25 protein-coding genes are annotated in these 25,538 nt (G+C 33.9%); 22 read left to right on the forward strand and 3 right to left on the reverse strand.

The window, feature by feature from the left end:
* The 19 genes from EG359_RS22815 to EG359_RS17360 all read left to right on the forward strand — a co-directional run bounded on the left by EG359_RS22815 (position 1) and on the right by EG359_RS17360 (position 18,250).
* Positions 1-126 carry a hypothetical protein gene (locus tag EG359_RS22815; protein ID WP_262488032.1) on the forward strand — a complete coding sequence of 42 codons (126 nt, stop codon included), beginning with the start codon at positions 1-3 and terminating at the stop codon, positions 124-126.
* Positions 123-947, forward strand: coding sequence for a hypothetical protein (locus EG359_RS17275; RefSeq protein ID WP_076353356.1), 825 nt, complete (start codon positions 123-125; stop codon positions 945-947). Before EG359_RS22815 ends, EG359_RS17275 begins: the two co-directional genes overlap by 4 nt.
* 1 nt (position 948) lies before the next feature.
* On the forward strand, positions 949-2,169 hold the full coding sequence (locus tag EG359_RS17280) for a hypothetical protein (RefSeq protein ID WP_076353357.1): 1,221 nt from the start codon (positions 949-951) through the stop codon (positions 2,167-2,169).
* Between the two features lie 18 nt (positions 2,170-2,187).
* The gene (locus EG359_RS17285; protein WP_076353358.1) at positions 2,188-2,427 is read left to right on the forward strand and encodes a hypothetical protein; all 240 of its coding nucleotides are present in this window, start codon (positions 2,188-2,190) and stop codon (positions 2,425-2,427) included.
* A gap of 2 nt (positions 2,428-2,429) precedes the next feature.
* The gene (locus tag EG359_RS17290) at positions 2,430-3,092 is read left to right on the forward strand and encodes a hypothetical protein (RefSeq protein WP_076353359.1); all 663 of its coding nucleotides are present in this window, start codon (positions 2,430-2,432) and stop codon (positions 3,090-3,092) included.
* Positions 3,089-3,610 carry a hypothetical protein gene (locus tag EG359_RS17295; RefSeq protein WP_076353360.1) on the forward strand — a complete coding sequence of 174 codons (522 nt, stop codon included), beginning with the start codon at positions 3,089-3,091 and terminating at the stop codon, positions 3,608-3,610. The genes EG359_RS17290 and EG359_RS17295 overlap by 4 nt, the downstream gene beginning before the upstream one ends.
* A gap of 11 nt (positions 3,611-3,621) precedes the next feature.
* On the forward strand, positions 3,622-4,518 hold the full coding sequence (locus EG359_RS17300) for a hypothetical protein (protein ID WP_076353361.1): 897 nt from the start codon (positions 3,622-3,624) through the stop codon (positions 4,516-4,518).
* Positions 4,518-4,781: a hypothetical protein gene (locus EG359_RS17305; protein ID WP_076353362.1), complete on the forward strand. Its 264-nt coding sequence runs from the start codon at positions 4,518-4,520 to the stop codon at positions 4,779-4,781. The genes EG359_RS17300 and EG359_RS17305 overlap by 1 nt, the downstream gene beginning before the upstream one ends.
* Before the next feature lie 91 nt (positions 4,782-4,872).
* Positions 4,873-5,157, forward strand: coding sequence for a hypothetical protein (locus EG359_RS17310; protein ID WP_076353363.1), 285 nt, complete (start codon positions 4,873-4,875; stop codon positions 5,155-5,157).
* Positions 5,157-5,417 (forward strand): hypothetical protein, encoded by a 261-nt coding sequence (locus EG359_RS17315; RefSeq protein WP_076353364.1) that lies wholly within the window; start codon positions 5,157-5,159, stop codon positions 5,415-5,417. Before EG359_RS17310 ends, EG359_RS17315 begins: the two co-directional genes overlap by 1 nt.
* Positions 5,389-6,057 carry a hypothetical protein gene (locus EG359_RS17320; protein ID WP_076353365.1) on the forward strand — a complete coding sequence of 223 codons (669 nt, stop codon included), beginning with the start codon at positions 5,389-5,391 and terminating at the stop codon, positions 6,055-6,057. The genes EG359_RS17315 and EG359_RS17320 overlap by 29 nt, the downstream gene beginning before the upstream one ends.
* On the forward strand, positions 6,047-10,885 hold the full coding sequence (locus tag EG359_RS17325; RefSeq protein ID WP_076353366.1) for a phage tail tape measure protein: 4,839 nt from the start codon (positions 6,047-6,049) through the stop codon (positions 10,883-10,885). The genes EG359_RS17320 and EG359_RS17325 overlap by 11 nt, the downstream gene beginning before the upstream one ends.
* Entirely contained in the window at positions 10,872-13,331 is a 2,460-nt protein-coding gene (locus tag EG359_RS17330) for a hypothetical protein (protein WP_076353367.1), read from the forward strand. Before EG359_RS17325 ends, EG359_RS17330 begins: the two co-directional genes overlap by 14 nt.
* A gap of 67 nt (positions 13,332-13,398) precedes the next feature.
* Positions 13,399-14,277 (forward strand): hypothetical protein, encoded by an 879-nt coding sequence (locus EG359_RS17335; protein ID WP_123867436.1) that lies wholly within the window; start codon positions 13,399-13,401, stop codon positions 14,275-14,277.
* 7 nt (positions 14,278-14,284) lie between these two features.
* Positions 14,285-16,423, forward strand: coding sequence for a hypothetical protein (locus EG359_RS17340; protein ID WP_076353369.1), 2,139 nt, complete (start codon positions 14,285-14,287; stop codon positions 16,421-16,423).
* A gap of 49 nt (positions 16,424-16,472) precedes the next feature.
* The gene (locus tag EG359_RS17345) at positions 16,473-16,841 is read left to right on the forward strand and encodes a hypothetical protein (RefSeq protein ID WP_076353370.1); all 369 of its coding nucleotides are present in this window, start codon (positions 16,473-16,475) and stop codon (positions 16,839-16,841) included.
* Entirely contained in the window at positions 16,828-17,247 is a 420-nt protein-coding gene (locus EG359_RS17350; RefSeq protein WP_076353371.1) for a hypothetical protein, read from the forward strand. The genes EG359_RS17345 and EG359_RS17350 overlap by 14 nt, the downstream gene beginning before the upstream one ends.
* Entirely contained in the window at positions 17,192-17,617 is a 426-nt protein-coding gene (locus EG359_RS17355) for a hypothetical protein (RefSeq protein ID WP_076353372.1), read from the forward strand. Before EG359_RS17350 ends, EG359_RS17355 begins: the two co-directional genes overlap by 56 nt.
* A gap of 6 nt (positions 17,618-17,623) precedes the next feature.
* Complete coding sequence (locus EG359_RS17360) at positions 17,624-18,250, forward strand: glycoside hydrolase family 19 protein (RefSeq protein WP_076353373.1); 627 nt, start codon at positions 17,624-17,626, stop codon at positions 18,248-18,250.
* A 33-nt stretch (positions 18,251-18,283) separates the two neighbouring features.
* Here the strand turns inward: EG359_RS17360 and EG359_RS17365 are convergent, their stop codons facing one another.
* From EG359_RS17365 to EG359_RS17375, 3 genes are all read right to left on the reverse strand, one after another.
* A complete protein-coding gene (locus EG359_RS17365; RefSeq protein WP_164463078.1) occupies positions 18,284-20,113 on the reverse strand; it encodes an acyltransferase family protein in 1,830 nt (609 codons plus the stop codon).
* A gap of 364 nt (positions 20,114-20,477) precedes the next feature.
* Positions 20,478-21,185: a hypothetical protein gene (locus EG359_RS17370; RefSeq protein ID WP_076353375.1), complete on the reverse strand. Its 708-nt coding sequence runs from the start codon at positions 21,183-21,185 to the stop codon at positions 20,478-20,480.
* 93 nt (positions 21,186-21,278) lie between these two features.
* The gene (locus EG359_RS17375) at positions 21,279-22,430 is read right to left on the reverse strand and encodes a hypothetical protein (protein WP_076353377.1); all 1,152 of its coding nucleotides are present in this window, start codon (positions 22,428-22,430) and stop codon (positions 21,279-21,281) included.
* A 100-nt stretch (positions 22,431-22,530) separates the two neighbouring features.
* Between EG359_RS17375 and folE the strand changes: the two genes are divergently transcribed.
* From folE to cysS, 3 genes are all read left to right on the forward strand, one after another.
* Positions 22,531-23,199: a GTP cyclohydrolase I FolE gene (folE, locus tag EG359_RS17380; RefSeq protein WP_076353379.1), complete on the forward strand. Its 669-nt coding sequence runs from the start codon at positions 22,531-22,533 to the stop codon at positions 23,197-23,199.
* A gap of 2 nt (positions 23,200-23,201) precedes the next feature.
* On the forward strand, positions 23,202-23,633 hold the full coding sequence (locus EG359_RS17385) for a DinB family protein (RefSeq protein WP_076353381.1): 432 nt from the start codon (positions 23,202-23,204) through the stop codon (positions 23,631-23,633).
* A 119-nt stretch (positions 23,634-23,752) separates the two neighbouring features.
* Positions 23,753-25,219, forward strand: a complete 1,467-nt coding sequence (gene cysS, locus EG359_RS17390) for a cysteine--tRNA ligase (protein WP_076353383.1) — start codon at positions 23,753-23,755, stop codon at positions 25,217-25,219.
* Positions 25,220-25,538: the final 319 nt, after the last annotated feature.

Consider the following 25,538-nt stretch of genomic DNA (forward strand, 5'->3'; position numbering starts at 1 on the left):
ATGAGAGCGAAAAGTTTAAAAGCTATTAATAAAGCATTGGAGGGAAAGAATATAGATCCAGTTTTAAAAGCTGATCTGGAAAAGAAGCGAGAAATACTTTCAAAAAATAAAGTTGTAAAGAAATGATAGTAGTAAAAGAATTTCCAAACAAGCAATTTGTTGATAAGGAAGAACTATTTAAGTCCCTTTCTTCAAATAAAGAATTGCTTAAATCTCAGAAGAAGTTACAAATTAAAGAAACAGATTCTATCGCTTATTCTTTTGCTGTCAATGAAAAGAATGAGGCTATTAAAACAGGAGAAATTAACGTTGAAGAAATCAATGTTCTTAACGTTAAAATTGTTGTTAACTCATGTAACATTTTTGACTCACATTCTGATGTATCAGTAGATAGTAGTTGGAATAGAACTGTAAAGAACGCAAAGAGGGTTCTTCTACTGGAAGCTCATAAAGCACAATTTGATAAAATCATTTCTGATGAAATAGAATTGAAAGTTGAGTCTATTAGTTGGAAAGATTTAGGCTTTGAATATGACGGGAAAACCGAATGCTTGGTTTTCTACGCTAAAATAAGAAAAGACCGTAACCCTTTCATGTTTGAACAATACGCAAAGGGATATGTAAAAGAACATTCTGCAGGCTTAAGATATATTCAAATTGATTTAGCTATCAATTCAGAAGCAGAATGGAATAAAGAAGAAAAAGAGGTGTGGGATAAGTACTACCCTAAAATTGCAAACAAGGAAGATGTTGATCAATATGGTTACTTCTGGGCTGTAATAGAACAGCAGATAAGAGAGGGAAGTGCTGTAGTTTTCGGATCTAACTTCGCGACACCTACTATGTCAGTTGAACCCGTTACAGACACTTCAACAAAAACGGACCCGGTTACATCCACTCCACCAAGTGAAACAAAAACAATTACTAATCTAAACCTATTTATTTAAAATGGATTTTAAGTACAAAACAGTAGCGGAAATTAACGCTATGTCACCTGATGAGCAGGAAAAATATCTGGCTGACAAGAAAACACATGAAGATAAGGTTGCTAAAGATCAAGTTGACAAAACTGTAACTGAAGCATTGAAGCCTTTATTGGCAAGTCAAGATAAAACCAATGAGAGCTTGACTACAATTACACAAGAAGTCAATGCTATCACGGAAGCAATGAAATCTCGTGTTAGTTCTGAAATGAAAGGATTTCTACATACGGTTATTAAAGAAAATCATGAAGCTATTGTAAAGAACTTCAAGGAAAAAGGATCAGCTGAATTCCTTATTGAGAAAGTTCCGGCAATGCACATGACTAATAACGGTACCGTAAGCAATATTGCGGGATTAAATATGCCTACAGGTCCTTTTGAAATTGATAACGAAATTGCAATGATTAGGGTTCCTGAGAACTTTATTCTTACAGTTATCAGAAATACTCAAAGAGCAAAAGTTCCAGAGTATTTAATGAAAAAACAACAGGTTCCAGGTGATGGAGCTGTTGCTACAGTTGAAGAGGGTGCTGTAAAACCTTTATTGCAATATAAATTTCAAAACACTTCTACCAAAAGAAAAAAATACGCTGGACGTATTGAATGGACTGAAGAATTTGAAATGGATTTTGAAGCTCTTTTGGATGCAATCATTGATATGCTTGAAAGAGATGTACTAACAGCATGGCAGGATGGTATTATTGATATTATAGAAGCAAATGCTACATCTTACATCGGGTCTTCATTAGATGCAACGCTTCCGAATCCTGATAATGGACTAGCAATCATTGCAGCAATGCAGCAAATTAAAGTCCTTGGATTTGCGCCAGAAACAGTATTAATGAATCCTGTTGATATTGACGCAGCTATCTATACGCAGGATAAGAATGGTAATCTTCAATTGAAGCCATATATCGATGCTTCGGGTAATAGGATTGCCGGAGTTAGATTAGTTCCATCTTTAAAAATTGATGCAGGACAGGCTATTGTGGGAGAGTTTAGTATTTATAAAGAAATCCATACAGGTTTTATCTTCAGAAGAGGACAGTATAATGAACAATTCATCGAAAACGAATATACGGCCGTAGGTGAGGTATTTTCAATTCTTAATGCAGCACCTGCTGAATATCCTGGAATTATAAAACTAAATCTAGCAACGGTTAAGGCAGCTTTAAAATCAGCTTAATAATAAAAATACTAGAATATGTCAGCTAAATTAAAACAAGAAGAAAGCAAGGAGGTTAAAGGGGAAAAAGTATCCTTTAGTTCGGCAAGTGATTACATGGCTATTAAGCTAAATGGTCAAGATGGGAAACCACAGGGAGAAACATTTGTAGAGCATAAGATTTTTGCTAAGAAATTAATCGCCTCAAAAAAAGCGACTGAGGACAAGGATGCTAAAATTGAGTTTTCAGCTTCAAATACTCAAATTCTTAAAGATTAATTATGAGCCTAATAGATAGTACATACTTCGTTGATTCCAATATGATTGCGAACGTCAATGAACCAGACCCGAACTCAAAAACGGAGAATGTTCTTGATCTTATGATTAAGAGGGGGGAGAAGTCTGTACTGTCTTTTGCTTTTGGATTAGAAATGTGGGATGATTTCAAACAATACATTACAAATGGAATTGACCCAAATACCCCACAAAAATATAAAGACATAATCAATGGCAAGCATTATGAAAAAGATGGTAAAAAATGCTATTGGAATGGCTTGATTCAAGAGGATACAAAGGAAAGTCTTTTGGCTGATTATGTCTATTGTGAGTACCATAATGATAATGTTACCCAAACAGTAGGAGTTGGAGAAGTTGCCATTGATAATAAAGTGGGGGACAGGACTTCAATGATTCCAAAAATCACAAAGGTATGGAACCGATTTATTACAAAGTTACATGATGGAGTAAGGTCTTTTCCTGCCGGATATACAATAGAGGGAAATCCATATTGGATAATTAAGGGGTGTAGGGATTACTACGGTATTTACCCAAAACATGGAGAAGTATCCCTTATGCAATTCCTATTTGACAATAAGGATAAGTATCCTTTGTTTGATCAGAATTATAGACGCTTTGGAGAATTTAGAAACGAGTTTGGAATATGATAAACCATAACACTCTTTTATATCGGGTATTAGATCGTACAATCAAAGTCAAATTCCAGAACAATGAATTTGTAGCCAATTATACAGAGGGAGATTTGTTTGAACTAGTTGCAAAACTTAATGATTCAGCCACAAAATACCCGATTATTTGGCTTCAAACAGGATATACAGTAGAAAGAAGAAAGCAGGAAGAGAAGACTAAAATGATAGGCTGTAAATTCTTTCTTATCACATTGGGAAGTAGAACTGATAGATATAAAAAAAGGTTTGAAAGTACATATGACAATGTACTGTATCCTCTTTTATCTAAAATTGATAAAGTCTTTGATAAATCAAAAGGAATTACAGCTTCAGATGTTGATTCTTATATGGTGTTTCCACTTAATGACATTGCAAAAGATGAAAACGGGAAACAAATACCAGAACTAACAGCTATTACAGAGATATGGGATGCTGTATTATTTGAGACGGATATAACAATTTCAAATAGCTGTTTCCCTGAATTATTAATTAAATAAAAATAAAAATAATGTTAAAAATTAAAAAATGTAGTGTAGCGGATATGGTTGCCAGAGTAGGTGGTCTATTTTGCGATGAAGAACAAATTACCGGAATTATTTTAGCAGATAGAAAAGTAAGGTTTGATCCGTCAACATTCACTAAAACAATCCTGGATGATTTTATCCAAAAAGATTCAATTATTGGAACATTAAAATTCTTTTCGGCTGAAGATGCTGACGTTGATCCAACATTTACAGATTCTCCAATTGGTGAGAGTACTAAACAAAACCTAGGTATTAAAAAATGGAACCTAACCTTTAATAAAGGTAATTGTTTTCAAAATGAATTGCAAAAGCTTGATAAAAGTGAAAGGTATTCAATATTCCTAGTATTTACTGATGGATCAATTCTAGGTCAGTACATGAATGATGGAAAAATCAAAGGCTTTAATGTAAGGTTGTTCACCGGAATCAAAAAAGTAAAGACGGCTGCTGAGGGTGGAGGTTCCACGTTAAGAGTTGATCTTATGGCTGATGCTATGAAATATTGGCAAGGAAAGTCTGCACTGGTAGAAAGCGAAGAAATTGACTTCACAGAATTAAATCCTGTGGCTGGTGTTTCTGTGGATATTGTTTCACCATTAATAGCTGCTGGAACTAAAACTAAAGTTAGGGTTTCAAATATGTGTGCAAATAGTCCAGTTACAGGATTAACAGCTCCTTTGAACTGGAAGTTAAAAAGAAACGGATCATTAGAGTCTATCACTGCCATTAGCGAGATTAATGGTGAGTATGAGTTTACGCATGCAGCATTACTTGCAAATGATAAAGTTTCATTTGAAATTAATGAGGGAGGTTATCCTGTTTATATTCTTGATACTGACTACTACGCTGGTAAATCAATCGAAGAAAAAGTTTCTGCATAATGAAGTACACAGTTGGTAAATATGTAATTGTGCCAGAAAAACCTTTTTCATCAATGGATAAGGCTGTACAATACATTCAAGGAGCATATCCAGAATTGGACAAAGAAACGATTGATAAATATTTATATCCCAAAATTAAAGAGGATGGCGATAATAAATCCACAAACTCTATTGAAAAGGGTGAAGCTAGCCAAGACGTTGACTCCAAAAATAGTACAACAGGCTCTAAGGGAATCAAGTCTTCCGTTAATAAACCAGGATAACTTATTACGAGGTAAAACGAGCGATGGGGGCAGAATGCCCCTATACTCTCGTAAATACAGGCGTGGTAACTTGTATTATCGAGCCTATAAAATGAGATCCAATCCTTTAAATAAGGGTAGATGGGATTTGCTTCACTTTTGGAATAAAAAGTACAATGGACTTTTTTACAGAAGTATTAAGGCAAAGGTAAATTTGAAAGAAGTAAAGTTTACCACAGACTACAGTCCTATGTACATGAGGGACATATACGCTATCATCAATAAACAAAGGATCATAGGTATAACAAAACAGCAAATGTTAGAAGCTCAGATTCGCAATAAGCCCAAAGTGAGAAAACAGATAGATAATATCATTAATAACGGAAGAATTAGATAATGTGTAATTGTAGCAAGCCTATTACAAAGACAGAATGCCAGATATTAAGGAAGTATGCAGAAGATCCTGAATCTAGAAACTTCATATATCATGTTTTTGATGATGAACGAGGCTTGGCTTTGGCTCAGATTCTCAAAGGGGAAAATCCTAACCAAATAGCAGCTATCAATGGCTTTTTAGGTTCAGATGGATTAGTTGAGTGGTATTATGTAAAAGAACACCCCTGTTTATATGAAAACGAAAAAAACGAAGAAAAATAATAAAGTAAAGTTTTACCAAGACAGTAAAGAACTCCCCTTTTGGAACTATAAAAGAATAGTACAGACAGGGGATTTTTTATACATGGTAAAAGGTTATGAATTTGGAGATGAAATAATCATAGATAAAGAAGAATTGGAAAATAAGTTTGATTCAATTCTCCAGGACTATGTTTTATCTCAAAATTCTAAAAACGAGGAAATAACTAATTATTGCAACTATTTGATTGCAATTAATGAGATTAGAAAGCTTGAAATAATTGTAGAGATAATTGATAGGATTACCGAATCCAATGAAAAAAAGAAGTCTCTAGGGATTGAGCCGGATTACTCCATTGTAAAAGAATTATTACAAAAAGTAAAGGTTCAAAAAAGTGATGATATTTCCATTCAAAGACAAAAGGTTTTAGACAAAATTCAGAAGTACAAAAACCAAGCTGAAAAATCAAAATTGGCAATTGAAAACGCTGAGAATGATAATTCTTCAGATTATGATATTGATGAACAATATATCGGTGTCTGTCTTGGATTAGAAATGCATGTTGATCCAAAGCTTATTTCACTTTATGAATATGGAGTAATGGTTAAAATGTTAGTAAGTAAAGTAGAAACTATAAATAAATCAAACCAAAATGCCAGATAAATTAGCCGTCATTCAGGGGGAGGCTTCCGTAAAGGAACTTAATGATATTGATAATGCGACTAAAGAACTTGTATCTTCATTTAATTCGCTTTTGTCAATAACGGAAGCTATAAATAAGCAATTTCAATCAGGAAAGCCAAAAGATTATGCTTCTGGACTTAAGCAATTAAATACCCTTACTAAAGATTATGCAGTAATTGAAAAAGAGCTTGCTAACATTAAATTGAAATTAGCCCAGATAGAGACTCAAGAGACAAAAACTATCACCGAGCAGAATAGAGCGAGAAAAGAAGCGGCTAATGCTGTAATAGCTGAAGTGAAAGCGGAGAGGGTCCAACAACAGCAATCACAAGCAAGTGCAAGTGCTTATCAAAGAGTTTCTCAAGAAGCTAATAAATTAAAAAGACAAGCAAAGGACCTTGAAGCAGAAATGCTTTTACTAACAAGGGACTTTAGGATGGGGCTGATCACCCAAGAAAAGTACAGTCAAGAATTAGCCATACTACAAGGTCGTTTCTCAGTAACAGTACAAAGAGCCAGAGAATTAGATGCTGAACTTAAGCGTATAGATGCCAATGTTGGAGATAGGCAAAGAAATGTAGGTAACTATCAACAGGCTGCAATGTCAGGAGTGAAGCAGTTAGAGACACAAATAAAGTCAATGATTGCTATGTATGTGGGATTTCAGGCTGTTATTAGTGGGGCTGGAAAACTGATGCATAATAATTATGAACTATCAGACACTCTAGTAGATTTACAAATTCGTTTGAACGGAAACAAAAAAGCAGCTGATGAATTATTTGAATCCCTTAAAAATATTGACACAAGGACCAGTCTTGGAGAGCTTGTTAATACAGCTGCAATTGTAGCAAAAAAAGGAGTTGCCAAGGAAGAAATTGAGGGGATTACAAAGGCTTTAGATGATTACTTTATTGTTGCAGGAAAAGAAGCCGGAAATAGAGAAGAGGGTACAGCATCGATTATCAAGCTTATATCCATCTTCAACCATGATAAGCATATTACAGCGGAAAGGGTAACGGAAATCGGAACAGCACTTGTTAAGCTTCAAAATTCCGGGGTAGCAACCGGTTCTAAAATGATCGATGTAGCAGAAAGGATTGGAGCAATTAGGGGAATTACGGGCGTTACACTTCCCCAAGTATTAGGTTTTGCTGCAGCAATTGAACAACTAGGACAAAAAAGCGAGGTTGCAGGTACGGCTGGTATGCAAATTTTAACAAAGGTTCTTTCAGATATGCCAAAGTATGCTAAAATGGCAAATGTATCTGTAGAAGAGCTTAGAAAGGCTTATAGTGAAAATCCATTTGAAGCTGTTGTTATGGTTGCTGAGGGAGTTCTTAAAAGTGGAGATTTTGAGAAAATATCTCAGGACCTTGAAGAAGTTGGTGTTAGAGGGGCTAGAGTAAAAGGGGTATTGGGGGATATTGCCGGAAACGCTGATTTTGTTAGAAAGAGAATAAAGGATGCAGGTTTAGCAATCAATGAAACCGGATATTTATCAGAAACAGCCGCTTTAAAACAAGAAAACTATGCTGCAACTGTAGACAAGATTAAAAAGGAATTTGAGTTAATAGGAAACTCAAAAGGCTTCATGAACTTCTTAAAGGGATCATCTAATTTATTGATGAATCTAATTAAGATTGTTACAGCTATTCCTTTTGGCTTAGTAATTACCGGAATCACCTTAGTTACTGCTGCATGGGCTTATTATAAAGGGGTTGCTATTCAAGCAGCTATTGCAACTGCTTGGAATAACTCACAAACACTTTTAGGTACAATCAGAAACAGGGCTGCGAGTCTTGGTCTTCTTGGAGAAGCTGAAGCAATGAGAGCGCACACAGTATCTACCAATTTGAATACCGCTGCAAGGACCTTAAATATAGTGAGTCTAGAAAGTCAAATTGCACAAGAAGTATCTGCTATTGCGGCATTAGAGGCTCAAATAGCAGTAACAGAAGCTGAGGTGATCGCAAAAAGACAACAAATAGCCGCCCGTGAAGCTCATATTATCGCATTGGAAGCCGAAATTATTGCGCAAAGAGAAGCGACAGTTGCAACAACCGGATTAAATGCTGCAACTAAAGCATCTCCCTTAGGAATGGTGTTGGGAGTACTTGCCTTAGCCATCCCATTACTAATCATGTATGCTGAAAAAACTGAAAAAGTAGCAATAAAAACAAGAAGCGCAGCTGATAATCAAAAGGATCTTAATGACGCAATGAGTAAAGGAGCGAAAAACGCGGGTGATGAAGCTTTTGAACTGGATAATCTTTATAGAAAAGCAACAGATGTAAATGCTGCAACAAAAGATCGAAACGCAGCTGTACAGAAGTTAAAAGATTTATTCCCGTCATACTTTGGAAAAATAGATCAAGAAATTATCAAAAATGGCAAGGCTGAAGCCAGTTATATAAGTCTTAAAAATGCCATTGTAGCAGCTTCAAGAGCGGAAGCTATTAAAGACAAATTAAAAGGAAGAGAATCTGAAAGGTTATCTCAGGAAGAAGCAATAAGAAGAAAATTAGCATCTGAGCTTGAAAATAGGAAGAAGTTGAAGCTTCAAAGTGATCTTGGAATTGATGAAACGACAACCATAGACAATGGTGATGGTAAGGAAATTTTCATCAAAAAAGATAGTAAAAAACTATTAGAAGCCAGCACTGTTAGAGCTTATAACTTGATTAAACAGCTTGGTAATAATAGAAAAAAATACAATAATGAAGATAAAATATTACTGGATCAATTAGAGATTGATCTAAAGGCTTCCGAAAAATATAGGGAGGATAAGGCGAATTTGCTAGGAAAGTTTGCAAGGAACGAAGAAGATCCTAAAAAAGAAAAGAAAGAAAAAAAATATACCGGAGCCAGCATAACGGGAGAACAAAAAGACGCTGTTAATATAGCTCAATCTGAAAAAGACGGAGAAATAGCGAGCCAAAAGGAAAAGCTATTAAGATTAGAAATTTCTCAAAAAGAATATTGGGAAGAGTATATAAAAATATTCCAGAAATACCGAGACAAAATATCATCATTTCTAAAAGGTGGTAATGCAAAAGAAAAACAGATAGAAGCTTCTGTTAGAAGAAGAGCTGTGGAGGAACTAGAAAAAGCAAATAAAGAGCTTTACGACTATGAAAAAAAGAATCTAGAAGAATCTTTCAAAATGAAGTCTAATTCACTTGAAAGACAATCAAAGGAACTAGAAAACGCTGATTACTTAAGTGAAAGCGACCGACTAAATAAATTAATAGAAATTGATAGTCAGATAATTTCTGAGTTAAATAATTACTATGATGAACAGTTAAACTTAGCTAAAAATGCTGCTCAAGAGACTATTGAGTTAGAACGCAAACGAGATGAAGAGATTGGAAAAGTTGTTGATCAAAGATTTGAAAGAACAAAATCACTTTTTGAAGCAACTAAAAAGGATTTAGAAAAGCAAGCAGAATTCAATAATTCATTTGAAAGGCTGAGTGATGAAGAGCAGAAGAGCTTAATAATTTCTAATAAAAAATTATCAAATCAAGAAAGAGAATATAGACTTCAATTATTAGAGATCAATAATCAGATCAAGCAGAATAATTTAAAGATTGAAGAACTTAAAGTATTAAAACAGCAGTATGAAACGAAAATAGCTATTGCTACAGTCGGGGGGATAGTTAACCCGGAAGATGTCAAAAACGTTGCAGATCTTGAAGCGAACATTAAAGGTTTGGTTAACGCTAATGAAGAGCTTAACAATCAAGGAAAAGATTTAGTTTCTGAAAGAACCAGGGGAATTAGAGAGGCTGTAAGTTCCGGTTTAAAAAATCTTGGATTTGAACACATAGCAGATGCATATGATGCTACTATGGAGCGTTTGAAAGGGAAAACGGCCGATTGGAAAGACTATGCCGTTATGGCTGTTGCTGCTGTTCTTGATTCATTAACATCTCTTAATACAGCTCAGAAAGAAAAAACTATTGCAGCCTTAGACGAACAATTAAAATACTCTCAACAAACAACAGAACAAGAAGTAGGGTTTATAAATAGTCGATTAGAAGCCCTGAATAACCTAGAAGATCTAACCGCAGAACAAATTACTGAAAGAAACAGACTCGAAGATGAAGCTAGAACATATCAGGAACAGCAAAGACAAAGAGAAAAGTTAATTGAAACTCAAAAGGCAAGGGCCGAACAAAAAGCAGCTGCACAACAGGCTTTGATTAATGGTGCTTTGGCTGCTACTATGACACTTGCTCAAATGGGATTCATTGCAGGGGCCATACCTGCAGCCCTTGCATTAGGTTTTGGTATTGCTCAATCAGTGGCTATAATGTCCAAAGACCCAGTTCCAAAGTATTGGATGGGTAGACAAGGTGGTAAGGCAGAATTTGCTATCAAGGATGAAATGGGAGCCGAAATACACACGGATAAAAATGATAATATCATTTCATTAGGATCGAATAAAGGGCCATCTAAAACCTGGTTAAATGAGGGAGATAAAATCTATACTGCCTTTGAATCAAAAAGGATTTTGGGGGCAATGGGGCCTGATGCAAAGATAGGCAGGAATCTATTTAGACGGGCTACAGAACAAAGTCTAACCGCTCCAAGAGTAACGGTTGTGAATAATAATGTTGATAATTCAGATGCTATTGCAGATAAGATTGGGAAGCGTTTTGATAAGTCATTAGCAAGATATGACAAGCCTGTAATTGAAAAAAGGAACGGTAAAATAATTCGTTACAGAGGGGCGGATCACGGGGTTGAAATTGGAGAATACAACTTAAAAACATTAGAAGAAAAATACTATGATACCTATTAAGCATATACTATACGAAGACGGGGTAAAGGAGATATTTAAAATTATTGTTCCTAATGGAGCCTATCAGGGTGAATATATTATTAGTAAACCTGAGGGCTGGGATGATACTGACTCAGTAGTGAATATTGATGAAGAGTTATTCTTTGTCAAGGATTTTATTATTGGAGAAAACGTCAAATTAAAATTTTATCAGTATGCTGATACGGTAGCCTATAATGTTCTTTCAAATGTTTACAAAGAACAGGCAGGAGACGGAAGAATTATATTTAAATGGATTGGTGTTAAAGATGGTATTGAATATGATCTTTTGAAAGATAATTTTGAAGTAAATCTCAATAAGTATTCAACCTCTTTTGACAACTCAATGCTTAAAATAGAAATTGAATTAGCCAAGAGCGAAGCACAAAATAAATTATTCAATCGCGATGATGTGAGTGTTGATATTTTCGGAACAAAGGATTTGGATGAAAACGCCATTGATCCAGTGGAAACTTTTGAAACAGGATATAAAAAAGGGGCAATTAAGCAATCTAATTTCTATACTTGGGACATTTCACAAAACGTTATACTGAATGCATATAGAACTGATCATTTTTTTTCATTTGTAAGATCAAGTGATTATCAGCTAGGTGATAATACTAACGAGTATGCAGGATTTAAGTATTCTTTTGATATAAGAATCGACCAGGGACCTTTTATTCACACAAGTATTACTTTAAAAACAATTAAGGTTGAAATTAGCAATATGCATGTTATTTGTCAGAGAGCTGATTTGAATTTCCCAAACGTATGGTTGGTTGCAGTTATAAAAAACGGCAATACCCTTGTTTCAACACAAAACCTTATAAAAGGAGAACAGATTCCGGATGGGTTAGGATATAGTGCAGAATTCAAAATTGGAAATAAAATATTTGAACTTTCAAATCCATCAAATTTAGCTGCTGGTCAAAGTCTATCATTTGCATTTATGACCGATAACGTAGATGATAAATTTCGTGCGCTTTCCGTCCTTACTAATACAAGTATTGAGATTTCTACCAATCTTGAATATCCAATGGTGAAGACAAGGGGAGTGAGAATTATTGACGCTGTAAAGCAAGTGGTGAAAAACTATACCGCTTCAGGTTTGGGGGTGATCAGTAATTATATTGGTCCCGGAGGAACTTACTATAATACTTCTATTTCAACGGGGGTTTATTTAAGGGGTTTACCAGATATTTATACGGCTGGTCAAAAAATAAAAACCTCATTAAAATCTATTTTTACGGATGGCCTGGCGAAATTATTAGTCCTAGGGTATGACATAATAAATAACGATGTAGTAATAGAAGATATAAAGTATTTTTTTAAGGATCATAAAGTTTATGATTTATCGGAGAAAAAATATATACAGGAGGAATTTAAAATTGAGAACGATAAAGATGTAGTTTTTAATACGATGCTTTTCGGATCAAAGAAGTATTCCAAGAATGTTAAGGATGATATTCAAAACTTCATTACATCATCAGAATTAAGTACACCTATTAAAAGTGCTAAAAATAAATTTGACAAGCAAACTGACCTTATTATTGACGAGTATAAAATACAGGAATTAATAGAAGATAAAAGCTCTTCTACTAATGAAAATGATGACGATTTGGTTTTGATTGACCTGATTAATAAAACTAATTACTGGGATACCGGGGTTTTTGACAATTGCATTCATACCAATAAAAATGGCAAATTAGTGCTTACATGTGTATCTACTCCATTTGATACAACAATGATGACTGTAGGGTATGCTGTTGAGATTTTAGAGGGGTTAAATATAGGGACTCACTATATCATTGAGATAAAAGGATCTGAAATAGTTTTAGATACTAACTCAGCCATTCAGACTGGAACAATAGACACTCCAATCAGATATTTAATTCCAACACTTACAAAAAATAGAGTAATTGCAGATAGCTTTATTGATATAAATTGGGTTAGGAATCCAGAAACGTCAACAAATTCAAGGCATAACCCAAAGTATCACATGGCAAGGTGGTTTCAGTGGTTTGGAAGTGGATTGAACAAAAAGCTTGATTCTGAAATCATAAAGGTCACTAACTATAAGAACAATGATAAGGCGCAAATGGAAACTAATTCAAGTGATTTATCTAATGAGCTTACAGGAATTGTTATTGTGGGTGAAAATGAAACTATAGGAAGATTAAGAGATTATTCAAGTCCATTATTTTCAGGTGATAAAATTGAAATATCATTTTTAGATGTGACTTTTAATGAATTTATAACCATGTATGAAAGCTGGAGATATGGAATAGGAAATAGGATGGATAGTAGAGGCTATTTTACCTTAAATACTCCTATGGGTTTATTAAATGCCTATCCATTTGGCGATGGTGCCTTATCTCATAATAGGAAAACAAATGTATTAAGTTTTAAAGGCAAGATAAAGGGTTAATAAGCTTACTACAACAACATTTAACTATCCTCATAAGAACCACAATAGCTATATTTTACTTTTGTTTATGCATCACGAGTTTTGGTATCATAGTCCGGTCAGATTCTACAGAACGATGGAGGAATTGGAAGACCTTAGTAATCCGCAAAATGCGCAATATTACGGACATGAAAACCCATATCCATTACAATTTAATCTGTATCACAGATTTCCTATTCCAAATTATAAAAATGAGGTTCCCAACGAGCCTCTAGTTTTATGGATTATTGGAGATGAAAAAAAAATAGTACCCTCTGTTACAAAGGTTGTTAACGGAAAATTACAAGCTATCACATTTATTTGTTTTGAAGAAATACAAGGTCATTTTGAATTGAGAACCGAGTCCGGAGTAGTATTATACTATTCTAATTGTATTCAATTCATGGATAGTACAGACTTTAATGGCCGCCAATTTATCAGAATAGCAACAAGAGCAAATTTTAACAAAAATCTATTTATCTGGGAAGATGAAAAACATGATTGGCTCGTAACCAATTTGCCAGCCTATAACCTGGGAACATTTGAAATTGATGAGGACTTTTCTTCACAAAGGACAGGAGACAAAGGAGGTTCTATAAATACTACAGCATGGTTAGAAGAAAGGGTTAGCTATAACTTCTATTTACATGGAGATAATAATATACTTTCATTTATAACCATCCATTCGCTGAATAAGGATCTGTACATAGATGGGACAAGGAGAACCCGGCGTGAAAAGCCAGAGGTTGGAGAATATTCTTCTGAAATGGTAATGAAGTTTTCTAATCAAAAAGACGAAAAAGGACTCAATATAACAATTAATGAAGAGGATATATTCAGTGACGTAATGACAACGGTACTATCGAATAATGCAAAAACAGTGATATATGCTGTAGATAATAAGAATACGGCTATCCAAGTAAAATAATAATAAAATGGTAATAACTAAAGAAATAGCTGCTCAGTTAGGTTTAACAGAAGTTCAAGCAGATACCATCAATAATATGTTTGCATTTGTCAAGTTTAAGACAATAAGCGAACTTCAAGAAGCTTCTGATCCTTTTAATGGGTATTTTCCTATTGATAAGGGAGGGGGAGAATTAGAAAAAATAAAGGCATCGGTTTTTTATCAAATAATTGGAAATGTGGCTAAGCCCATATCTCCAAGTGATCCGGCTCCAACAACAATTGGATGGTATAAGCCACAAATTACATCTAATTTGGATAAACCGTCGGATCCAAATAGTACCGCTGATTATGGAGAAAAGTATCCTAATGCAGGAAATCTAAGGGCAAAGTCAGGATATGATACCTTGTTTTATTTTTCCGGGACGAATTGGAAAAAGACGGAAACTAAATTTCCAGGGGATTCAGCTAAAAAAGTATTTGATCCAACAAATGACAATGATCCCGCGACTATGAAAGCCACCTCTGGTAGGTATGATAAATTGCTAGAGGCCAACAAGGGTTTTTTAAACCAAAATACTAGTGAGCCTATTGATAAAATTGTACTGACGACAAGTAATGCGGTGTATGGCGGGAAGTTTTTATTAGCAAATGGAGGCATATTCACTAACGTAGAATATCCGTTTTTAGGTGTAATTACTGATTATCCAGTCGGCAATTCAACAACTTTAAGGGTTAAAAATATATTCAATACTCAACCAGGTAATCAGTATGCTGCTGTTTTGGCTAAAAAACAAAATGGAGCCGTTACCGTTTTACTTCCGTGGACTGATCCGTTTGTCGAGGGAGAACGCATATATGATGTATCTGAGTATAGTACAGTATCTATACAAGTTAGAAACGACAAGCCATTTCCTACCATAGAGCTTCTTACCTATCCTAAAGAAACTATTGATATAAGACAGTTTATTGAGGAAAGGGAGGTTAAAGATACGTTTACATATTATTTAGAAGATTTTGGGGCTGAAAGATTAAATCCTAATAATCCGGATGCAGGTAAAGACTGTACACAAGCGTTTAGAGATTGTATATCGGCAATTTTTGCAGATGAGAATATACGTTATGCTAGAATCATTCTTAAAGGAATGTACAGACTTGGTGGAGAAATGATTCAGGACGGAAATCTGTGGTCGCAGATAAATTTCCCAACTATTCAATATTCTACAACAATGAAGATTAAGAATATAGCTATAGAGGGGATTTTCCAGCCTGTTTGGGAAGAACAAGGAATTATTGAAATGCCAGTCAGTTATAATGCGTGTGGTTTCTACTCATCATTATATAATCAGCCTACAGCAAACAGATTTAATTGTGTTTTGAATTTAGGTAGGGGAAAAGTTGGATCTACATTTGGAGAATTTAACAATATAAACTGCTGGATGGATAATGTTATGGTAATATGCCGAAGCCATGATGAATCAGGTAATCCAGTTAGTAATACTATGTCAGGTATATTTGCTGGAAATAACACAAACTTTAACTTTGGCAAAATATGCTGTAGAACATCAGTTCCAGTTGTTAAGTCTGTAGAGCCTAATTCAACAACAGTGGGTCTATTTCTTCCAAAAGCTAACAATCACGCTTCTATAGTGGGGAATTATGCGAGATGCATGGGGTTTGGGACAGGTCTGTATGCTACTGAACATGCACAGATTAATATTTTTGTTGGGGTAGGAAATGTCGTAGGCATATATTGCCAACATTTTTATCCCATCACAATAAATACAATCACGTTGGAATGCAATAAAAAGCCAATATTGTTAGACAAAAACGCTTACTTAAATGCGTGGGTTTACCAAGGGGAACGGGTTAATGACAGTTCTAAATGGTACGCTAATACAAAGGATTTTTACCAAGAATCTGGATTGTCAAAGGTAAACATAGGCCAGTTTATAGTCCACAATGAGGGGGGAGTTGCGGTTGAGGGGTTATGGGATCCTGGAGTATCTATGAAGATTATGTCTGATGAATGGGGTAGATCATTTCAGCCATTGCCAGTATGGTCGGCTTTGCCATCAAATCCAGTTAAAGGCCTATCCGGTATATTCAATGATGAAAATTACATATACGTAAATGGGTGGAAGAAATCAACATTAACAAGTATTTAATGATTTAAAAATAAAATCTAAATATACTTAAGTAAATCATTAAAAATGAATGGAAAATATAAACTACAATATCAGCGAAATACTTGCAGTAATCTTTTCGGTGCTGATTGGATCGGGAGCTTACATTTCCTTTGTTTACATAAAAAACAAGCAAAACATAAGCGCATCATACATTATTGCGGTTCTGCTTATAAATCTTTGCTTGACTTATGTGGCGTCGGAATTGCTAAAGGCTTTCAATTGGAGTCAGTGGCGTTCTCCATCGCTTCCTATGGTAGCGTTTGCCGGACAATACTTGACGGACTGGTTAGACAAGAGGTATTTCAAAATATTCGATACAGCAGCCAAAAGAGCTGGAATTAAATTAGACGATGATGAACCTAATATTAAAAAATCCGAAGAAAATGAAGATCAATAAAGACCTTTTATCTGCATTTCTTGTAGTACTACTCGTATCGGCCTTTGCCTATACAGTCGTAAAGGAGAGTAGCGATAGAGAACTAATGGAGATCCGAAAGATACAGGAAAACCAAAGAGTTGAAAAATACCAATCCGAATTAAGAGAAAACGCAGCAAATCAAAAACGTGATTCTTTTAAAAATATACTGCAACAACAAAATATCGGGATTGGAATATTGAGTGATAATTTTAAGAATATAAATAATAGTATTCTTAATATGAGAACCGAATACGATAAAAATTTCAATGAACTAAAAAGCACACAAAATGAAAGCGATCACATTAATTCTGCTTCTATTAACGAGCAATTTGATTTTATCTCAAAATACAAGTACAAGGAATATTCCGGAGGGACAAATCCCTGAAGTATACAAGGGACTTAAGCAAAACGAATATCTAAAAATTAGACTTCAGAAAACTGAATATGCACTTTATGGCGCTAATCAGATAATTAATGAACAAGATAAAGCGATTGCTGTTAGCAAGAGTTTATTAACCGCAAAAGATGAAGCCCTGGGAACTATAGTGGAAATCTCTAAGCAAGATAAAATTATTGCCGAAGAAAGGGAAAAACAATTAAATATTGATATTTCTTATTTACAGAATCAAATGGAAATAGTAAAAAAAGAAGCTGAAAGTAATCAAAGAAAAAGATTCTGGAACGGAGTAAAAATAGGTGGAGTATCAGTTGCCGTTTTGGGAGTTGCCGGTTTAATTTGGTTTAATAATAGATAAAAAGAAATGACAGCATTAGAGTTATCAAAAAAATATAAAACGCTTCTCAATAAAAACGTAATTAATACACCGTTGAGGTTAGCTCACTTTTTTGCACAAGCAGACCATGAGAGCGGTTTAAAGCCAAAAACTGAAAGCCTTAATTATTCTGTAGAGGGTCTTTTATCTACCTTTGGAAAGGATAGAATAACAAATACACAGGCCTATGATTATGGAAGAAGTGTAAATCATCCTGCTGATCAAATGGCTATTGCAAACATCGTCTATGGAGGAACATGGGGCCGCGATAATCTTGGAAATATTACACCTGGAGATGGTTGGAAATACCGAGGCCGTGGAATTTTTCAAATTACAGGAAGATCAAATTACTTGCAACTGACAAATTATGCAAAAAGTAAAGGTTTGGATGTTAATTATCTGGAAAATCCAGATCTTCTATTAAATGAATCAGATTCAATTATTGCTTCAATATGGTATTGGAATAGCAGGGGGCTTAATAATTTTGCAGATCAAGATGATATTTTTTCTGTTTCCAAAATTATAAATATTGGAAGCCTTAAAAAGAAAGGAACTCCTAAAGGATTAAAAGAGAGAGAAAGTAATCTGAAGTATTATAAAACCATTTTTAAATAAACATTCCCCACAGAGTAGTGGGGATTATTTATATTATTTTAAAGCTTTTGAAATATTATTTTTGTATTGGTTAGCCCCATATTGAGTAAGGTGATTGGTATCATAAACAAATGGAGTGCCATCTTCAGATACCTTATTAACATTATAATTAAGTAATTCTATATATCTAGATCCTAATCTTTTTTTAAGATATGAGTTAGCAGAATTAACATTTCTATCTGCAAAAAATTGATTTCGATGAACAATCCCATATTGTTGATTAATATAATATTGCGTTGGGTAATCGATATAATATGTGGGAGTTTGGCCAAGGTACAACGTTTTAGTTTTTTGTTTTTTAAAATATTTTTCAGTAAAATCAATTTTATTTTCAAGATCAGATTGCTCATAAGCACTATAATTAGAACTTATTATAACTAAATCAATGTTGTTTTTATTTTCTGGAAAATATATTTTATAGAAATAATTGAAAAACTCTTTTGGACCTGAAAAGTCAGAAACTCCATAAATCATTGGATAAGTACCTTCTGCATTAATCTGCATTAGTTCATATCCGGAATCTTTAACTATATCTTTTAATGTTTCAAAGAACATTCCTGCGTGACTATCTCCAAGTAGAATTATATATTTTTTTTCAGGTTCTATATTTATTTTATTTAAGTTGTAATTTTTAAAATTATCGGTGCTTTTAAAATAATTTTCATTAAATCCATATTGATTAATGGCATCATTGCTTGATTTATAATTGCTTGTTGCCCAAACTAGTTTAGCTGTTTTATCGTCGAATATACTATTTTCTTTAATTTTTGAAAATGAGAATGAAATAGCGAATAATATGATACTAGATAATATTATAGTAAATGTCTTTTTGTTGTAGTTTTTTTTCTCAATTATATAATATGATATAGTAGAAAAAATAAGAGAAATCCCAATGAATAGTAACTTATGTCTAAACCTATCATTTATCGAAAAAAATACACTTAAAACGTAAAATGGCCAGTGCCATAAGTATAATGAGTAGGAGATATTTCCAAAAAATGAAATGATTTTATTTTCGAATATTTTCCAATCAACATTTAAAATTAATATTGCTGCTGTAGATATAACAGGTACAATAGTTAATGGAGACGGCCACAATACTTCATGACTATTAATTAAAAATATAGACGCTAAAATTAGCAACAGTGAAGCTATAACAAGAATATTTTTATTTCTTTCCGATATTCTTTTTGATATTCCAGCAAATAAATATGCCAGGCCTCCAAACATCATTTCCCAAGCTCGTGTATAAAACATGTAGAATGAATAAGATTGATTGTGATACAGCATAGAAGAAAATGACAATACCATTATTACAATGAAAAATAAATTAAATGCATTTCTTCTGTTTAAAAATATTGGTCTTAAAAAAAGCAGAATAATTGGATAAATCAAATAGAACTGCCACTCTACAGATAGCGACCATGTATGTAATAAATAATTAAATTGAGATTTATTATTAAAGTAGCCTGAATTTAAGTAGTAATAAATATTTGAAAAAAATAGACTACTTGAGAAAAATGATCTCATATAAATCAGAAACTGTGTAGGAATTAGAAAGTAAATTACTGGTGCAAAAAATGTAATCATGACTAATAATGCAGGCAGTATTCTGTTAATTCTTTTTTTTAGATAATTCCAATAAGTAAATGTATTAGTTTTAAATTCGGATAAAATAATTCTAGTCATTAAATATCCAGAAATTACAAAAAAAATATCAACGCCTATAAATCCTCCTTTAAAAAAAGAAAATTTAAAATGATACAGCAAAACAGATATAACTGAGACTGCTCGTAGAAAAGATATGTCATTACGGAACTTCATGTTATCATTTTTGTTTTCACAAAAGTAAGAATTAAACCCCATTTTTCGATGGGGTTTAATAAATTGGTTTTAAAATTTATTTTGCAATACACAATACTTTTTATTCGAGTTTAATTTTACCTGTATATTCAAATCTAATTTGGTAAGCAGTATTTTTATCTTTAGTGATTAGATGTAATTTCAGATAAATTTCAGATTATTATATTTTTAAAAATGTAAATAGTTGTAAATTAATAATTTATATATTTGTTAATTTTACTCTATGGGGAAAAGTGATAATATTAAAAAAGTAGCCGGAGAGCTATTCTAATAAAAGTACCAAAAATGAAGGAAACCCTGTGAATGTTCACAGGGTTTTATTTTTTTATTGATTTAAAAAGTTGACCAATTTAACCAGATCTTCTTCTTTATTCAGTTTAATAGAGTTTGATTTAAAGAATGCTTCTATAGCTTCTTTTTTTTCAGGGAAGAATAACAGAATATCTTTCTCCTTTTTAGTTTTTCTAATCAATCCTTTTGTTGTTTTAATATAATAAACAGGATCCAGTGTTCTAAAGAATGCAGCTTTCTCCGATGCGTAGGAATTAGCTGCAGGAACAACATCGTTAAATTTAGTCTTTACTTTTTTATAAAGGGTGTTGCTTCCATGAACGAGTTCAAAAAAGTAACCGCTTAGTTCATCATTGGTGTCTAATAATACAATGGTACTTTTAGGTGAAGCAATTTCAATTCTGGAAAACTTTTCCTCTTTAGGAAGTACCAGAGGTTTTCCGTCTTTCTGAAACTCAACTTCATCCAGATAACTGTTATACCTTACAGCTGCTTTTTCATAGTTGTCTGAAATTTTTGCAAGCTGAAATTCAGTATTGTAATAAGGGGAACCAATAATCTCATCATATTTTAATGATCTCCCTGAGTTTTCAGATTGTACTCCAAATACAGCATGATCTCCTCCAAGGCTATTCACCGAAAGAGTACTTGAATAACCAGATTTATAACCGCTTGGGGTGAAGTTTTGTGAATAAGTGATACTAAAAGATATTAATAAAATACTAATAATAACTTTTTTCATTTTATATAGTTTATTTTAATTTTTTTCAAAAAATACAAATCCTATTCTTCCATGAGTGAAAGAATGAGATATCCAGAACAAAGAACAGCTTAATTATAAATAGGGATGTCTTTCAAACGTTTTATTTCTGTCAAACAAATACCGGTAAGTAGCCAGTTTTCTGGTTACGGTTGTATCAAGAGTTTCTGCAATCTTGACCATTTTTGGATTAAAATCACCAATCCACTGAAGCTCAGTAACCTTGAAGTCAGTATGTTTTCTTAAGTGCTGGGTGCCTTCCCAGATCATATAGCCATCAATTCCTTTTCTTTGCCATTCAGGAACCACTCCAAAGACAAGGCCTACCATTTTTTCATTCTTTTTAAACTGTTTCAAAAAGAGCAGTTTAAGCTTTTGAAAAATTCCAAACTTACCGTTGAGGTATTTAAACCATTGATTCAGATCCGGAATATTGATCCACATGGCAATAGGTGTTTCATTTTCATAAACAAACCAGGAGATATGTTCATTAATAATAGGCTTCATTGTATTGAACATTTTCAGGACCTTAGCCTCTTCTAATTGCTTTCCTTCTCCATGAGAAGCCCATGCCTTATTATAAACTTCTGTAAAGTCTTTCGCAAACTTTTCAAGGTTATTCTTTTTCATCGGCTGGGCAGAAATAGCAGGATTTCTTTTGTTCCTTTCATAGGCGATTGTAAAAACCCTTGAAACTTCAGTAAAAATAGGTCTCGTAAAGCAAAGCTGTTCAAAATAAACTTTTAAACCATAGTTCTCAAAAAGTTCCTTGTAGTAAGGGAAATTGTAATTCATTCCAAATAATGGCTCCTCAAAGCCTTCAATCAAAAGCCCCCAGAATTTATCCCGTTCACCAAAGTTAATAGGCCCGTCCATAGCTTCCATTCCTCTTTGCTGAAGCCAGTTTTTACAATGATCAAAAATGAAATTAGCAGTGGGCTGATCATTGATGCAGTCAAAAAAACCGAAACCTCCCGTTGGTTGATCCTGTTCATAGCATTTGTTGATAAAAACAGCCACTTTCCCCACTGTTTTATGATCTTTTTTAAACAAAAATCTTTTACACTCCCCACCCTTGAAGAATTTGTTCTTTTCAGGGTTAAAAATCTCCTCAATGTGGTTGTCTAAAGGCCGTATATAATTTTTGTCGTGTTGATAAAGTTGTGTCGGGAATACTAGAAATTCCTTTTTCTGGTGTTGGTTTTGTACTTCTTCGACAATAATCATATGTTTTCTAATCAGAGTGGGTTATAAAAGATAACGTTTTTCATTCAATTGAAATCGATGAAACAATATTATCCGTATTTTTGCTGCAAATTAAATAAAAATGGTTGATTTTACTGATAACGACGATGATATTTTCACTGGAAAAGAACATACGCCTATAAGGAAAGATGCTTTTGATAAATCGCCACAGGAAAAAATAGAAAAAATTACTGAGCTTTTTGGAGAGATAATGGAAACATTAGGGTTAGATATGACTGATGACTCTCTAAAAGACTCTCCGAAGCGTGTTGCCAAAATGTATGTGAATGAGATTTTCGGAGGACTTCTTCCTGAAAACAAACCGGGAATTTCTACATTTTCAAATAAATATAAATACCGCCAGATGCTGGTGGAAAAAGATATTACTGTATATTCTTTTTGTGAACACCACTTTTTGCCAATTATAGGAAGAGCACACGTTGCTTACATCTCAAACGGAGAAGTGATTGGTCTTTCAAAGATCAACAGAATTGTGGATTATTATGCAAAAAGGCCACAAGTTCAGGAAAGACTGACGATGCAGATTGTAGATGCCTTGAAAGAAGCGTTGGGAACAAAAGACGTTGCCTGTATCATTGATGCAAAACATCTTTGTGTAAATTGCAGAGGAATTAAAGATACCGCAAGTTCTACCATTACAGCAGAACTGAGTGGTATATTCAGAACAAACCCAATTACAAGGCAGGAATTCTTACACTACGTAGGAAGCCATGCTAAACTAGATTATTAGTAATGAACTATCAGATCCTTAAGAATATTGTAGATGCTGAGCTTCAGAGATTTCAAACAATTTCTGAAGAAGAATGGGCATATAAGGCTACACCGGAGAAATGGTCTAAAAAAGAAATTATAGGCCACCTTTGTGATAGTGCTTTTACAAATATCCGTAGATTTGTAGTAACTCAATATAAAGAGAACGAGAATATTGTATATGATCAGAATGCTTGGGTAAAAGCTCAGAACTATCAGAATGTTCCAACTTCAGAGCTGATTACCCTTTGGAAATCTTTGAATTATCAGATTGTTCATGTAGTAGAAAATATTCCTGATGAAGCTTTACAGAAGACTTGTGATACAACCAAAACAGAACCTCGGGTCTTTACACTGGAATTCATCATTAAGGATTACGTAGATCATTTGCAGCATCACTTAGAAACTATTTAATTATGATACAATTTAAAAAAGTTTCAGATAAAATTTTTATTGCAACAATTATTTGTTGTAGTCAAATTATTTTGACTAATTTTTAAAACTTAATTATTTGAATCTTTGAACAAAAAAAAATGCAATTAAAAATCTATAACTCGCTTACAGCGGAAAAAGAAATATTCAAACCTATTTTAGACGGAAATGTTGGAATGTACGTCTGCGGACCTACAGTGTATAGTAATGTACACTTAGGAAACGTAAGAACTTTCCTTTCATTCGATTTTATCTACCGTACCTTAATGCATTTAGGGTATAAAGTAAGATATGTAAGAAATATTACCGATGCAGGACACCTTACTGATGATGGAAATGTTGATAACGACAGATTCGTAAAACAAACCCGACTTGAAAAGTTGGAGCCAATGGAAATCGTACAAAAATATACTGTTGATTTTCATAAAGTTTTAGATATGTTCAATCTGCTTCCACCAAACATTGAGCCTACTGCAACAGGTCATATCGTAGAACAAATAGAGCTTACACAAAAATTAATAGAAAGAGGCTTTGCCTATGAAAGCAACGGTTCGGTATACTTTGATGTATTAGAATACAACAAAAGAGGATTGAACTATGGTGAACTTTCAAAACGTAATATAGAAGAACTTTTCGCAAATACCCGTGACCTTGACGGACAGGGAGAAAAGAAAAATCCTCAGGACTTTGCCCTTTGGAAAAAAGCATCCCCAGCCCACATTATGAGATGGAATTCCCCTTGGGGAGAAGGTTTCCCTGGATGGCATCTTGAGTGTACAGCAATGAGTACTAAATATTTAGGTGAAACTTTTGATATTCACGGAGGAGGAATGGATTTGAAATTCCCACACCATGAATGTGAGATCGCACAAGGGAAAGCTTGCAATGATGCAGCTCCGGTAAACTATTGGATGCATGCTAACATGCTGACAATGAATTCTCAACGCATGAGTAAGTCTACAGGAAATTACATTCTTCCAATGCAATTGGTTACAGGAGATAATGATTTCTTTGAAAAACCTTTCCATCCGTCAATCGTGCGTTTCTGTTTCCTACAGGCACATTATAGAAGTGTTTTGGATATTTCCAATGATGCCATGATTGCCAGTGAGAAAGGATTTATCAGATTAATGGAAGCTGTGAAAGTATTGAATTCAATCACTGCTAATGATGAGAAGCCATCAGGTTTCAGCCTTGCAGACTGGAAGAATAAATGTTATGAAGCCTTAACGGATGATTTCAATTCTCCAATCTTAATTGCTCATCTATTTGAAGCAGTGAAATACATCTTTGCTTTAAACGATGACAAAGAGACCATCTCAACAGTAGATCTTGAAGATTTAAAATCTACCTTAAATGCCTTTATCTTTGATGTACTAGGACTACAGAATATAGAAGAAAATAACAATGAGAAGCTAGACCAGACATTGAAGGTTTTGATTGAGCTTAGAAATCAGGCAAGAAAATCCAAGAACTTCGACCTCTCAGACCAGATCAGAGACAAGCTGCTAGCTGAAGGTATTGAATTAAAAGACGGAAGAGACGGAACATCTTATGTTCTGAGCTAAAAATATAAACTTTGGTTTTATCATGATTCCGTAAGGATCCCATATTTAGGATTCTTACGGAATTTTTTTATTTACGATCAAAAGATAAACCTATATATAATAGAACAGCTCCGATTGTTTGTGATAAGTCCAGTAATCATATCTATTAGTAGCTTTTTCCTGCTCTCCATTTTTACTCCTCGCTCACTGTATTCCAATGCCCAGGCCGGACGCCTTTCCACTGCGTGCTGTGGGGTAACCATTCCTATCAGGGCTAGTGGGAGGTCTTCCACAAAAATCCATCTCCTGCCTACACCTATTCACTGGGGATGAGCTTTAA

The organism is Chryseobacterium joostei, assembly GCF_003815775.1.
In the GTDB taxonomy this organism is placed as follows: Bacteria; Bacteroidota; Bacteroidia; order Flavobacteriales; family Weeksellaceae; genus Chryseobacterium; species Chryseobacterium joostei.

What these genes read in the sequence shown, in the direction of transcription:
- EG359_RS22815 (WP_262488032.1), top strand. Translation starts at nt 1, where the DNA reads ATGAGAGCGAAAAGTTTAAAAGCTATTAATAAAGCATTGGAGGGAAAG.
- EG359_RS17275 (WP_076353356.1), top strand. Translation starts at nt 123, where the DNA reads ATGATAGTAGTAAAAGAATTTCCAAACAAGCAATTTGTTGATAAGGAA.
- EG359_RS17280 (WP_076353357.1), top strand. Translation starts at nt 949, where the DNA reads ATGGATTTTAAGTACAAAACAGTAGCGGAAATTAACGCTATGTCACCT.
- EG359_RS17285 (WP_076353358.1), top strand. Translation starts at nt 2,188, where the DNA reads ATGTCAGCTAAATTAAAACAAGAAGAAAGCAAGGAGGTTAAAGGGGAA.
- EG359_RS17290 (WP_076353359.1), top strand. Translation starts at nt 2,430, where the DNA reads ATGAGCCTAATAGATAGTACATACTTCGTTGATTCCAATATGATTGCG.
- EG359_RS17295 (WP_076353360.1), top strand. Translation starts at nt 3,089, where the DNA reads ATGATAAACCATAACACTCTTTTATATCGGGTATTAGATCGTACAATC.
- EG359_RS17300 (WP_076353361.1), top strand. Translation starts at nt 3,622, where the DNA reads ATGTTAAAAATTAAAAAATGTAGTGTAGCGGATATGGTTGCCAGAGTA.
- EG359_RS17305 (WP_076353362.1), top strand. Translation starts at nt 4,518, where the DNA reads ATGAAGTACACAGTTGGTAAATATGTAATTGTGCCAGAAAAACCTTTT.
- EG359_RS17310 (WP_076353363.1), top strand. Translation starts at nt 4,873, where the DNA reads ATGAGATCCAATCCTTTAAATAAGGGTAGATGGGATTTGCTTCACTTT.
- EG359_RS17315 (WP_076353364.1), top strand. Translation starts at nt 5,157, where the DNA reads ATGTGTAATTGTAGCAAGCCTATTACAAAGACAGAATGCCAGATATTA.
- EG359_RS17320 (WP_076353365.1), top strand. Translation starts at nt 5,389, where the DNA reads ATGAAAACGAAAAAAACGAAGAAAAATAATAAAGTAAAGTTTTACCAA.
- EG359_RS17325 (WP_076353366.1), top strand. Translation starts at nt 6,047, where the DNA reads ATGCCAGATAAATTAGCCGTCATTCAGGGGGAGGCTTCCGTAAAGGAA.
- EG359_RS17330 (WP_076353367.1), top strand. Translation starts at nt 10,872, where the DNA reads ATGATACCTATTAAGCATATACTATACGAAGACGGGGTAAAGGAGATA.
- EG359_RS17335 (WP_123867436.1), top strand. Translation starts at nt 13,399, where the DNA reads ATGCATCACGAGTTTTGGTATCATAGTCCGGTCAGATTCTACAGAACG.
- EG359_RS17340 (WP_076353369.1), top strand. Translation starts at nt 14,285, where the DNA reads ATGGTAATAACTAAAGAAATAGCTGCTCAGTTAGGTTTAACAGAAGTT.
- EG359_RS17345 (WP_076353370.1), top strand. Translation starts at nt 16,473, where the DNA reads ATGGAAAATATAAACTACAATATCAGCGAAATACTTGCAGTAATCTTT.
- EG359_RS17350 (WP_076353371.1), top strand. Translation starts at nt 16,828, where the DNA reads ATGAAGATCAATAAAGACCTTTTATCTGCATTTCTTGTAGTACTACTC.
- EG359_RS17360 (WP_076353373.1), top strand. Translation starts at nt 17,624, where the DNA reads ATGACAGCATTAGAGTTATCAAAAAAATATAAAACGCTTCTCAATAAA.
- EG359_RS17365 (WP_164463078.1), bottom strand. Translation starts at nt 20,113, where the DNA reads ATGAAGTTCCGTAATGACATATCTTTTCTACGAGCAGTCTCAGTTATA.
- EG359_RS17370 (WP_076353375.1), bottom strand. Translation starts at nt 21,185, where the DNA reads ATGAAAAAAGTTATTATTAGTATTTTATTAATATCTTTTAGTATCACT.
- EG359_RS17375 (WP_076353377.1), bottom strand. Translation starts at nt 22,430, where the DNA reads ATGATTATTGTCGAAGAAGTACAAAACCAACACCAGAAAAAGGAATTT.
- folE (WP_076353379.1), top strand. Translation starts at nt 22,531, where the DNA reads ATGGTTGATTTTACTGATAACGACGATGATATTTTCACTGGAAAAGAA.
- EG359_RS17385 (WP_076353381.1), top strand. Translation starts at nt 23,202, where the DNA reads ATGAACTATCAGATCCTTAAGAATATTGTAGATGCTGAGCTTCAGAGA.
- cysS (WP_076353383.1), top strand. Translation starts at nt 23,753, where the DNA reads ATGCAATTAAAAATCTATAACTCGCTTACAGCGGAAAAAGAAATATTC.